We start from the raw sequence: 11,909 nt of genomic DNA, 5'->3' as shown, positions 1-11,909 counted from the left end.
GGCTCGACGCCCCGCCGCGGCCGGCCGACGCCGCCGACGCGCTCGCCCTCGCCATCTGCCACATCTGGCGCGCCCCCGCGCAGAACCGACTGCAGCAGGCCGTCGCCGCACACCGCACGCTGAAAGGCCGCACCGCATGATCGCCTTCGTCTCCGGCCCGGTGGCCGCCCTCACCCCGAACACGGCCGTGGTCGAGGTCGGCGGCATCGGCATGGCCGTCCAGTGCACGCCCGGCACGCTCGCCGGCCTGCGGACCGGCCGGGAGGCCAGGCTCGCCACCTCCCTCGTCGTGCGGGAGGACTCCCTCACGCTCTACGGCTTCGCCGACGACGACGAGCGGCAGGTCTTCGAACTGCTCCAGACCGCCAGCGGCGTCGGCCCCCGGCTCGCCCAGGCCATGCTCGCCACCCACAGCCCCGACGCCCTGCGCATGGCCGTCGCCACCGGTGACGAGAAGGCGCTCACCGCCGTGTCCGGTATCGGCAAGAAGGGCGCCCAGAAGCTTCTCCTGGAGCTCAAGGACCGGCTCGGTGAACCGGTCGGCGCGCACATCGGACAGCAGGGGGCCGGCGCGGCCGTCAGCTCCTCCTGGCGCGACCAGCTCCAGGCCGCCCTGATCGGCCTCGGCTACGCCACCCGCGAGGCCGACGAGGCGGTGGCCNNGGCCGAGGCCGCCGTCGCCGGCGGCGCACAGCCGCCCGTGCCGCAGCTGCTGCGCGCCGCGCTGCAGACCCTCAACCGAGCACGCTGACCCGGGGGCCCGAGGCCCCGTACACCGGCCGGGACACCGCACGGCCGGGCACCGAAACACCCGAGGCGGGACACGAGATGAACTGGGACGAGACCGGGCCCGACACCGGCGACCTCACCGACGAGCGGCTCCAGGACCGCCTGGTCGACGCCGGCGCCGACGGCGAGGACACCGCGGTCGAGGCCGCCCTGCGCCCGAAGGACCTGCACGAGTTCATCGGCCAGGAGAAGGTCCGCGAACAGCTCGACCTGGTCCTCAAGGCCGCCCTGGCCCGCGGCGCCACCGCCGACCACGTCCTGCTCTCCGGCGCCCCCGGCCTCGGCAAGACCACCCTGTCCATGATCATCGCCGCCGAGATGAACGCCCCGATCAGGATCACCTCCGGCCCCGCCATCCAGCACGCCGGAGACCTCGCCGCGATCCTCTCCTCCCTCCAGGAGGGCGAGGTGCTCTTCCTGGACGAGATCCACCGCATGTCCCGCCCCGCCGAGGAGATGCTCTACATGGCGATGGAGGACTTCCGGGTCGACGTCATCGTCGGCAAGGGCCCCGGAGCCACCGCCATCCCGCTGGAACTCCCGCCGTTCACCCTCGTCGGCGCCACCACCAGGGCCGGGCTGCTGCCGCCCCCGCTGCGCGACCGCTTCGGCTTCACCGCCCACATGGAGTTCTACGCCCCCACCGAGCTGGAACGCGTCGTCCACCGCTCGGCCGGTCTCCTCGACGTGGCCATAGACACCGACGGTGCCGCGGAGATCGCCGGACGCTCCCGCGGCACGCCCCGCATCGCCAACCGGCTGCTGCGCCGGGTCCGCGACTACGCCCAGGTCAAGGCCGAGGGCCGCGTGGACCGGGAGATCGCGGCCGCCGCCCTGCGGGTCTACGAGGTCGACGAGCGGGGCCTGGACCGGCTGGACCGCGCGGTCCTCGAAGCCCTGCTGAAGCTCTTCGGCGGCGGCCCGGTCGGCCTGTCCACCCTCGCGGTCGCGGTGGGGGAGGAACGCGAGACGGTCGAGGAGGTCGCCGAACCCTTCCTCGTACGCGAAGGACTGCTGGCCAGGACGCCGCGCGGCCGGGTCGCCACCCCCGCGGCGTGGGCCCATCTGGGACTCGTACCGCCGCAGCACGGCGCAAAGGGACAACAGGGCCTCTTCGGGGCGTGATGCGTCACAGGTTTTCCCGAAGGGGAACCAGGGTGTCATGCTGGGCGTTGTTCCAATGATGCGGACTCGCTTAGACTCCGCCGATGCCGCCCGTACAGAGGGCCGGTGTACCCACCCCCGTAGTCCAGGCCGCATTGCAGCGCGGTCGTGCGAAGGAAGTACCGTCCCGTGAGTATCGTGACCCTCCTCCCCTTCATCGTGCTCATCGGGGCCATGTTCCTGATGACCCGGTCCGCCAAGAAGAAGCAGCAGGCGGCCGCGCAGATGCGCGACGACATGCAGCCCGGCACCGGTGTCCGCACGATCGGAGGCATGTACGCCACCGTCAAGGAGATCCAGCAGGACACGGTCCTCCTCGAGGTGGCGCCCGGCGTCCACGCCGTCTACGCGAAGAACGCCATCGGCGCGGTGCTCGACGACGCGGAGTACAACCGCATCGTCCACGGTGACGACGAGGACCTGAGCCTGGAGGGCACGGTCGTGCCCGACGACGCCTCCTCCCTCACCGGCGGACAGGCGGACGGCGAGGACGACGCCAAGATCGACCTCGGCAAGAAGGCCGAGGGCGACGCCGCCCCCGAGGAGGTCGAGGCCAAGGACGCCAAGGCCGACGGCGAGGGCGACACCAAGTAGTTCCACGGTCCAGGGCGCCGGGCACCCACGGGTGTCCGGCGCCTTTCGGGCCGTGCGGTCCTCTGCGGGGCGGGGTCCCCACACCACTTCATGGCCGCTCGGGCGCTAACCCGGCCCGAGGCGGTCGGACAGGGAGAAACGAGAAGGTGGCAGCACCGAAGAAGGGCAAAGGGCGCGCCGGCGGTCAGAGCAGGCCGGGGCGCGCCCTGGCTCTCATCCTGATCGCCATGGTCGCGCTCACCGGCGGGATGTTCCTGTCGGGCCACAAAACGCCTCGGCTCGGCATCGACCTGGCGGGCGGGACCTCGATCACGCTCCAGGCCAAGAACCAGCCGGGTAAGCCGAACGCCATCAACAAGACCAACATGGACACCGCGGTCAGCATCATCGAACGCCGTGTCAATGGTCTGGGCGTCTCCGAGGCGGAGGTTCAGACCCAGGGCGATCGCAACATCATCGTCAACATTCCCAAGGGGACGAACTCCAAACAGGCCCAGGAACAGGTCGGTACGACAGCTCAGCTGTACTTCCGGCCCGTGCTCACGGTCACCGACGGAGCACCGACGCCCACCGGGTCCCAGAGCCCTTCCGCGAGCGGCTCCAAGAAGCCGGACGCGACGCCCAGCGCCGAGGCGAGCGCGGGCGGGACGGCCTCCGGTCCCGATGCCGAGCCCTCGGCGAGCGCCACCACCCAGGGCCGCGCCGTCACCGGCGCGCTGACGAAGGACGCCACACCGACCCCCGGCGCCTCCGACGGCGGGAAGACGGACGAGACCCCCGCCGCGACCGAGACGCCCGACGCGGCGACGGCGGCACTGGAGAAGAAGTTCACGGAGCTCGACTGCTCCGACCCGGCCGCCCGTGCGACGGCCGGTGACGGCGTCAAGCCCGAGGACTCCACGGTCGCGTGCAGCTCCGAAGGCGACGCCAAGTACCTCCTCGGCCCGGCCGAGGTCTCCGGTACGGACGTCGACGACGCGAAGGCGCAGTTCGACCAGCAGCGCGGTATCTGGCTCGTCTCCATGGAGTTCACCGACAAGGGCTCCAAGAAGTTCCAGACGATCACCAAGAAGCTGTCCGCCCAGCAGGCCCCGCAGAATCAGTTCGCGATCTCCCTCGACGGTGAGGTCGTCTCCGCGCCCCAGGTGAACGAGACCCTCAGCGGCAGCGCCGAGATCTCCGGCAGCTTCAACCAGCAGTCCGCCGAGAACCTGGCCAACATCCTCTCGTACGGCGCGTTGCCGCTCTCCTTCCAGGAGCAGAGCGTCACCACCGTCAGCGCGGCCCTCGGCGGTGACCAGCTGCGGGCCGGTCTCATCGCCGGCGCCATCGGCCTGGCCCTGGTCGTGATCTACCTGGTCGCCTACTACCGCGGTCTCGCGTTCATCGCGCTCCTCAGCCTCGGTGTCTCCGGTGTGCTGTCCTACACGATCATGGCGCTGCTCGGCCCGGCCATCGGCTTCGCCCTGAACCTGCCCGCGGTCTGCGGAGCGATCGTGGCGATCGGTATCACCGCGGACTCCTTCATCGTGTACTTCGAACGCGTGCGGGACGAGATCCGCGAGGGCCGCACCCTGCGCCCGGCGATCGAGCGGGGCTGGCCGCGTGCCCGCCGCACGATCCTGGTCTCCGACTTCGTGTCCTTCCTCGCCGCCGCGGTGCTCTTCCTGGTCACCGTCGGCAAGGTCCAGGGATTCGCGTTCACGCTCGGCCTGACCACGCTGCTCGACGTCGTCGTGGTGTTCTTCTTCACCAAGCCCGTCCTCACGATGATGGGCCGGACGAAGTTCTTCTCGAGCGGTCACCCCCGCTGCGGCGCTCACGCCGTGTCAACGCCCCCATCGACCACCCGAAGGAGGCGTGAGATGTCGCGACTCGGCAATCTCGGCGCCCGGCTCTACCGAGGCGAGGTCGGCTACGACTTCATCGGCAACCGCAAGATCTGGTACGGCGTCTCGATCCTGATCACCATCACGGCCATCGTCGGCCTGGCGGTCAGCGGCCTCAACATGGGGATCGAGTTCAAGGGCGGCGCGGTCTTCACGACCGACGAGAAGCCCAAGATCTCCCTCTCCCAGGCCCACGAGAGCGCGGTCGAGGCCTCCGGCCACGAGGCCATCGTCCAGCAGCTGGGCGACGGCAACATGCGCATCCAGATCACGGAGGTCGACACCGCCACGGCCAACGAGGTCAAGACGCAGCTCTCCGACGACCTGGGCATCCCCGAGTCGAAGATCAACGCGGACCTGGTCGGCCCCAGCTGGGGTGAGCAGATCGCCAACAAGGCGTGGACCGGCCTCGGGATCTTCATGGTCCTCGTCGTCGTCTACCTGGCGATCGCCTTCGAGTGGCGCATGGCCATCGCGGCCCTCGTCGCGCTGATCCACGACATCACCATCACGGTCGGCGTCTACGCCCTGGTCGGCTTCGAGGTCACCCCGGGCACGGTGATCGGTCTGCTGACGATCCTCGGTTACTCCCTGTACGACACCGTCGTGGTCTTCGACAGCCTCAAGGAGAGCACGGTCGGGATCACCAAGCAGACCCGCTGGACCTACAGCGAGATCGCCAACCGCTCCATCAACGGCACGCTGGTGCGCTCGATCAACACCACCGTCGTGGCCCTGCTGCCGGTCGCCGGCCTGCTGTTCATCGGGGGCGGTGTGCTCGGCGCGGGCATGCTGAACGACATCTCGCTGTCGCTCTTCGTCGGTCTCGCCGCCGGCGCCTACTCCTCGATCTTCATCGCCACCCCGCTGGTCGCCGACCTGAAGGAACGCGACCCGCAGATGAAGGCGCTGAAGAAGCGGATCCTCGCCAAGCGGGCCGCCGCCGCGGCCAAGGGCGAGAGCGCCGAGGACGAGCGGGACGACGCCCAGGACCCCGACGAGACGACGGAGACCGCCGGTGCCGTCGTCGGCCAGCGCGGCCGGACCCAGGGGAACCGCCGATGAGCAGCGTCACCACCACCGAAGCGACCCGGGAACTCCTGCTCAGCAGGATCCGGGACGTACCGGACTACCCGAAGCCGGGCGTGCTGTTCAAGGACATCACCCCGCTCCTGGCGGACCCGGTCGCCTTCGGCGCGCTCACCGGCCTCTTCGCGGAGCTGTGCACCCGGTACGGCGCCACGAAGGTCGTCGGCCTGGAGGCGCGCGGCTTCATCCTGGCGGCCCCGGTCGCCGTACGGGCCGGCCTCGGCTTCGTGCCCGTCCGCAAGGCCGGGAAGCTCCCCGGGGCGACCCTCGGGCAGGCGTACGAGCTGGAGTACGGCACCGCCGAGGTCGAGATCCACGCGGAGGACCTGTCCGCCGAGGACCGGGTCATGGTCATCGACGACGTCCTGGCCACCGGGGGCACCGCCAAGGCGTCGCTGGAGCTGATCCGGCGGGCCGGGGCCCAGGTCGCCGGGGTGTCGGTCCTCATGGAGCTCGGCTTCCTGGGCGGGCGGGGCCGCCTGGAGGCCGGGCTGGCGGGCGCCCCGCTGGAGGCCGTGATCACGCTCTGATCCCCGTGCCGTCGGCCGCGCGGCCGACGGCACGGTGTGGAGACGCCCAGGACGGGCACCCGGGAACACCCGGGTGCCCGTTCCGCGTTGTCAGGGGATCCGGCCTCCCACCGTCCCCGGGCGAGGACCGGCCGGGGGATCGATACCATGGGCTCTCCGGGTAGCCCGGATCCGCACGAGGAGCGCTCTTGCCCCGCCACGCCCGAGAAGGCGCGCTCCGCCCCCGCGGGCGGCTCCGGCGCGCGCGAGCCCGTGGACGGCCCGGCCCAGGCGCTCGGGGAGACCTCCACCCCGGAGGCCGACGCCCAGGGCGCCGCGGCCCCGGAGAGCGCCACCGCGGGCCCCAAGCCTCCGGCGCCCGCCCCGGCCACCCCGCCCCCCGCCCCGACGGCCCAGCCCGGCCTGCCGGCGGTGGCGCCGAAGTCGTCCGCCCCGAAGCCGCCGCCCCCGGCCCCCGCTCCGGCCGTACGCTCCGGCGGCTCCTCCAGCCGCGTCCGGGCCCGGCTGGCCCGCCTCGGCGTCCAGCGCTCCAGCCCGTACAACCCGGTCCTGGAACCGCTGCTGCGCACCGTCCGCGGCAACGACCCCAAGATCGAGAACTCCACCCTCCGCCAGATCGAGCGGGCCTACCAGGTCGCCGAGCGCTGGCACCGCGGGCAGAAGCGCAAGAGCGGCGATCCGTACATCACGCACCCGCTCGCCGTCACCACGATCCTCGCCGAGCTCGGCATGGACCCGGCGACCCTGATGGCCGGCCTCCTCCACGACACCGTCGAGGACACCGAGTACGGCCTGGAGACCCTGCGCAAGGACTTCGGCGACCAGGTCGCGCTGCTGGTCGACGGCGTCACCAAGCTCGACAAGGTGAAGTTCGGCGAGGCCGCCCAGGCGGAGACCGTGCGCAAGATGGTCGTCGCCATGGCCAAGGACCCCCGGGTCCTGGTCATCAAGCTCGCCGACCGGCTGCACAACATGCGCACCATGCGCTACCTCAAGCGGGAGAAGCAGGAGAAGAAGGCCCGCGAGACCCTGGAGATCTACGCGCCGCTCGCCCACCGCCTGGGCATGAACACCATCAAGTGGGAGCTGGAGGACCTCGCCTTCGCGATCCTCTACCCCAAGATGTACGACGAGATCGTCCGTCTCGTCGCCGAGCGCGCGCCCAAGCGCGACGAGTACCTTGCCATAGTGACCGACGAGGTCCAGTCCGACCTGCGCGCCGCCCGCATCAAGGCCACCGTCACCGGCCGGCCCAAGCACTACTACAGCGTCTACCAGAAGATGATCGTGCGGGGCAGGGACTTCGCCGAGATCTACGACCTGGTGGGCATCCGCGTCCTCGTCGACACCGTCCGCGACTGCTACGCGGCGCTCGGCACCGTCCACGCCCGGTGGAATCCGGTGCCGGGGCGGTTCAAGGACTACATCGCGATGCCCAAGTTCAACATGTACCAGTCGCTGCACACCACGGTGATCGGCCCCAGCGGCAAGCCCGTCGAGCTCCAGATCCGCACCTTCGACATGCACCGCCGCGCCGAGTACGGCATCGCCGCGCACTGGAAGTACAAGCAGGAGGCCGTCGCGGGCGCCTCCAAGGTGCGCACCGACGTGCCCAGGAACACCGGCGGCGGCCGGGGCCAGGACACCGTCAACGACATGGCGTGGCTGCGCCAGCTCCTGGACTGGCAGAAGGAGACCGAGGACCCCAGCGAGTTCCTGGAGTCCCTGCGCTTCGACCTCTCGCGCAACGAGGTCTTCGTCTTCACGCCGAAGGGCGACGTGATAGCGCTGCCCGCAGGCGCCACCCCCGTCGACTTCGCCTACGCCGTCCACACCGAGGTCGGCCACCGGACCATAGGGGCCCGCGTCAACGGCCGGCTCGTGCCGCTGGAGTCGACCCTCGACAACGGCGACCTCGTGGAGGTCTTCACCTCCAAGGCGGCCGGTGCCGGGCCCTCCCGCGACTGGCTCCAGTTCGTCAAGTCGCCCCGGGCACGCAACAAGATCCGGGCGTGGTTCTCCAAGGAGCGCCGCGACGAGGCGATCGAGCAGGGCAAGGACGCCATCGCGCGGGCCATGCGCAAGCAGAACCTGCCGATCCAGCGGATCCTGACCGGCGACTCCCTGGTCACCCTGGCCCACGAGATGCGCTACCCCGACATCTCGTCGCTGTACGCGGCGATCGGCGAGGGGCACGTCGCGGCGGCCGGTGTCGTCCAGAAGCTCGTCCAGGCGCTCGGCGGCGAGGACGCGGCCAACGAGGACCTGGCGGAGAGCTCGCCGCCCTCGCACGGCCGGGGCAAGCGCCGCGCCAAGGCGGACCCGGGAGTGGTCGTCAAGGGCGTCGAGGACGTCTGGGTCAAACTGGCCCGCTGCTGCACGCCCGTCCCGGGCGACCCGATCATCGGGTTCGTCACCCGCGGCAGCGGGGTCTCCGTGCACCGCGCGGACTGCGTCAACGTGGACTCCCTCTCGCAGCAGCCGGAGCGGATCCTCGACGTCGAGTGGGCGCCCACCCAGTCCTCGGTCTTCCTCGTCGCCATCCAGGTGGAGGCGCTGGACCGCTCCCGGCTGCTCTCGGACGTCACCCGGGTCCTGTCCGACCAGCACGTGAACATCCTGTCGGCCGCCGTCCAGACGTCCCGCGACCGGGTGGCCACCTCGCGCTTCACCTTCGAGATGGGCGACCCGAAGCACCTCGGCCACGTCCTGAAGGCCGTACGGGGCGTGGAGGGCGTCTACGACGTGTACCGGGTGACCTCGGCCCGGCGCCCGTAGGACACGGGACAGACAAAGGGGCTGCGGTACGCGATCGCGTACCGCAGCCCCTTTGTCTGTCCCGTGTCCTACGGGCGCCGGGCCGAGGTCACCCGGTACACGTCGTAGACGCCCTCCACGCCCCGTACGGCCTTCAGGACGTGGCCGAGGTGCTTCGNNGGGTCAGCCGCCGAACTCCTCCAGGCCCTTCAGCGCCTGGTCCAGCAGCGCCTGCCGGCCCTCCAACTCACGGGAGAGCTTGTCGGCCCGCGCGTTGTTGCCCGACGCCCGCGCCGTGTCGATCTGCCCCCGCAGCTTGTCGACCGCCGCCTGCAGCTGACCGGTCAGCCCCTCGGCGCGCGCACGCGCCTCCGGGTTGGTCCGGCGCCACTCGGCCTCCTCGGCCTCCTTGAGCGCCCGCTCCACCGCGTGCAGCCGGCCCTCGACCTTCGGACGGGCGTCACGCGGCACGTGACCGATGGCCTCCCAGCGCTCGTTGACCGAACGGAACGCGGCCCGGGCCGCCTTCAGATCCGTCACCGGCACCAGCTTCTCGGCCTCGGCGGCGAGCTCCTCCTTCAGCTTGAGGTTCTCGCCCTGCTCCGCGTCGCGCTCCGCGAAGACCCCGCTGCGCGCCGCGAAGAACACGTCCTGCGCCCCGCGGAAACGGTTCCACAGATCGTCCTCGGCCTCGCGCTGGGCGCGGCCGGCGGCCTTCCACTCGGTCATCAGGTCGCGGTAACGCGCGGCCGTGGCACCCCAGTCCGTCGACCCGGACAGCGACTCGGCCTCGGCGACCAGCTTCTCCTTGGCCTGGCGGGCCTCCTCGCGCTGGGCGTCCAGCGAAGCGAAGTGCGCCTTGCGGCGCTTGGAGAAGGCGGAACGCGCGTGCGAGAAGCGGTGCCACAGCTCGTCGTCCGACTTGCGGTCCAGCCGCGGCAGCCCCTTCCAGGTGTCGACCAGCGCCCGCAGACGCTCACCCGCCGAACGCCACTGCTCGCTCTGCGCCAGCTCCTCCGCCTCGGTGACGAGCGCCTCCTTGGCCCGGCGGGCCTCGTCGGTCTGCTTCGCCTTCTGGGCCTTGCGCTCCTCGCGCCGCGAGTCGACCGTCGCGACGAGCGCGTCCAACCGCTCGCCGAGCGCGGCGAGATCGCCGACGGCGTGGTGCTCGTCCACCTGCTGACGCAGGTGGTCGATCGCCGCGTTCGCGTCCTTCGCCGACAGGTCGGTGGTCTTCACCCGACGTTCGAGGAGGCCGATCTCGACCACCAAGCCCTCGTACTTGCGCTCGAAATAGGCCAGTGCCTCCTCGGGGGAACCGGCCTGCCACGATCCGACGACCTTCTCGCCGTCGGCTGTACGCACGTACACGGTGCCCGTCTCGTCGACACGGCCCCACGGGTCGCTGCTCACAGCGCCTCCTCCACCTGATGCCCGCGAGGGGGTTCGCCCCCCTGGCATCGTCCACAGTTTCCTGGGGCGGGCAGCGCCCGCCCTGCACAACGCCAATCTAGGCGACCGGCCGCCCGGCTGTCCGCACTCAGCGCGGCCGAATTCATCCGGCCCGGGCCGGGGCCGTCCGGGCCGACCGGTGCCCAGCGGTCAGGACTTGGCGACGGTGGCCTTCTCGACCGTGACCGCCTTCTTCGGCGCACCGTCGGGGGCACCGCCCTCGGCCCCCGCCTCCGCGATCTTCTTGACGGCCTTCAGCCCCGCGGCGTCCATGGTGCCGAACGGCGTGTAGGAAGGCGGGAGTTCGGTGTCCTTGTACACCAGGAAGAACTGGCTGCCGCCGGAATCGGGCTGGCCGGTGTTGGCCATCGCGACCGCGCCCGCCGGGTACGTCACCGCACCGTTGTCGCCCGCCTTGCCGAGCGCGGTGAGGTTCTCGTCCGGGATCGTGTAGCCGGGACCACCCGTCCCGTCACCCTGCGGATCGCCGCACTGCAGCACGTAGAGGCCCTCCGTGGTCAGCCGGTGACACTTCGTGCCGTCGAAGAAGCCCTTGTCCGCGAGCGACTTGAAGGAGTTGGTGGTGTGCGGGGTCTTCGCCGCGTCCATCTCGATCCCGATGTCGCCCTGGCTCGTCTTGAGCGACATCGTGTACGTCGCCTTCTTGTCGATCGCCATCGCCGGCTCGGGCTCGCTGCTCGGGGTCGGCGACGGGCTCGCGCTCGGGCTCGCCGCCGGGTCGGCGACGTCCTTGGCGTCGTCGTCGCCGCCGACCGTGAGGTACGCGCCCACGCCGATGACCGCGACCACGGCCACCGACGCCGCGATGACCGCGGTCAGACGCCTGGTCCTGCGGCGCGCCTCCTCCCGGCGCTGCTGCTGCCGCTGGAACTTCTCGCGGGCGAGCTGCCGCCGCCGCTGATCGCTGCTGACCACCGGTTGGTCTCCTTGTACGTCGTGTGATCGGGCCTGGATTGCCCCGTACGGTATATGGGTTAGCTGTGGAATGAGGAGCGCCGGTAGGCTTCTGGTCTGCCGCATCGCTCTCCGCGGCCGCCTCCGTCGGACGAACACTAAGGACGAACGTGCTGATTGCCGGGTTCCCCGCCGGGGCCTGGGGGACCAACTGCTACCTGGTCGCCCCCGCCGCAGGCGAGGAGTGCGTGATCATCGACCCGGGCCACCAGGCCGCCCAGGGCGTCGAGGAAGCGCTGAAGAAGCATCGGCTCAAGCCCGTCGCCGTCGTCCTCACGCACGGCCACATCGACCACGTCGCCTCGGTCGTCCCGGTGTGCGGCGCCCATGACGTCCCCGCCTGGATCCACCCCGAGGACCGCTTCATGATGAGCGACCCGGAGAAGGGGATCGGCCGCTCCATCGGTATGCCGCTCATGGGCGAGCTCACCGTGGGCGAACCGGACGACGTCCGCGAGCTGGAGAACGGCGCGGTCCTGGAGCTGGCGGGTATGGAGTTCGGCGTCGCGCACGCGCCCGGCCATACGAAGGGGTCGGTGACGTACCGGATGCCCGAGGCCGCGGACGTACCGCAGGTCCTCTTCTCGGGCGATCTGCTCTTCGCCGGCTCCGTCGGACGCACCGACCTGCCCGGCGGCGACCACGCCGAGCTGCTCGAGTCGCTGGCCCG

8 protein-coding genes and 4 pseudogenes are annotated in these 11,909 nt (G+C 71.0%); 10 read left to right on the top strand and 2 right to left on the bottom strand.

Features of this window, described 5'->3' with window-relative positions; all coding sequences use genetic code 11:
* The 9 genes and pseudogenes from IH13_RS0115560 to IH13_RS0115525 all read left to right on the top strand — a co-directional run.
* Nucleotides 1-140: pseudogene (locus IH13_RS0115560) on the top strand (crossover junction endodeoxyribonuclease RuvC); the annotation flags it as partial.
* Nucleotides 137-661, top strand: a pseudogene (gene ruvA, locus IH13_RS37580) (Holliday junction branch migration protein RuvA); the annotation flags it as partial. The pseudogenes IH13_RS0115560 and ruvA, both read left to right, overlap by 4 nt.
* Nucleotides 662-663: 2 nt before the next feature.
* Nucleotides 664-751 (top strand): annotated as a pseudogene (locus IH13_RS44635) (Holliday junction branch migration protein RuvA); the annotation flags it as partial.
* A gap of 77 nt (nt 752-828) precedes the next feature.
* Entirely contained in the window at nt 829-1,914 is a 1,086-nt protein-coding gene (gene ruvB, locus IH13_RS0115550) for a Holliday junction branch migration DNA helicase RuvB (protein ID WP_031084822.1), read from the top strand.
* A gap of 168 nt (nt 1,915-2,082) precedes the next feature.
* The gene (yajC, locus tag IH13_RS0115545; RefSeq protein ID WP_031084820.1) at nt 2,083-2,547 is read left to right on the top strand and encodes a preprotein translocase subunit YajC; all 465 of its coding nucleotides are present in this window, start codon (nt 2,083-2,085) and stop codon (nt 2,545-2,547) included.
* 146 nt (nt 2,548-2,693) lie between these two features.
* Nucleotides 2,694-4,411, top strand: a pseudogene (secD, locus tag IH13_RS44630) (protein translocase subunit SecD).
* Nucleotide 4,412: 1 nt separating this feature from the next.
* Nucleotides 4,413-5,501, top strand: coding sequence for a protein translocase subunit SecF (gene secF / locus IH13_RS44625; RefSeq protein ID WP_031084818.1), 1,089 nt, complete (start codon nt 4,413-4,415; stop codon nt 5,499-5,501).
* A complete protein-coding gene (locus IH13_RS0115530) occupies nt 5,498-6,055 on the top strand; it encodes an adenine phosphoribosyltransferase (protein ID WP_031084816.1) in 558 nt (185 codons plus the stop codon). Before secF ends, IH13_RS0115530 begins: the two co-directional genes overlap by 4 nt.
* A gap of 147 nt (nt 6,056-6,202) precedes the next feature.
* A complete protein-coding gene (locus IH13_RS0115525; protein ID WP_031084814.1) occupies nt 6,203-8,833 on the top strand; it encodes a RelA/SpoT family protein in 2,631 nt (876 codons plus the stop codon).
* Nucleotides 8,834-8,995: 162 nt separating this feature from the next.
* On the opposite strand, the gene IH13_RS0115520 is transcribed toward IH13_RS0115525, so the two are convergent.
* Nucleotides 8,996-10,225 (bottom strand): DUF349 domain-containing protein, encoded by a 1,230-nt coding sequence (locus tag IH13_RS0115520; RefSeq protein WP_031084813.1) that lies wholly within the window; start codon nt 10,223-10,225, stop codon nt 8,996-8,998.
* Between the two features lie 189 nt (nt 10,226-10,414).
* The gene (locus IH13_RS0115515) at nt 10,415-11,200 is read right to left on the bottom strand and encodes a peptidylprolyl isomerase (RefSeq protein WP_031084811.1); all 786 of its coding nucleotides are present in this window, start codon (nt 11,198-11,200) and stop codon (nt 10,415-10,417) included.
* A gap of 149 nt (nt 11,201-11,349) precedes the next feature.
* Between IH13_RS0115515 and IH13_RS0115510 the strand changes: the two genes are divergently transcribed.
* Nucleotides 11,350-11,909, top strand: a 560-nt coding sequence (locus tag IH13_RS0115510; protein ID WP_031084809.1) for an MBL fold metallo-hydrolase, incomplete at its 3' end; no start/stop codon positions are given.

Source organism: Streptomyces sp. NRRL WC-3549, from assembly GCF_000721935.1.
Classification (GTDB): Bacteria; Actinomycetota; Actinomycetes; order Streptomycetales; family Streptomycetaceae; genus Streptomyces.
Note: the sequence above shows the minus strand (reverse complement) of the source record. Positions and strands in the feature narration are given on the sequence as shown.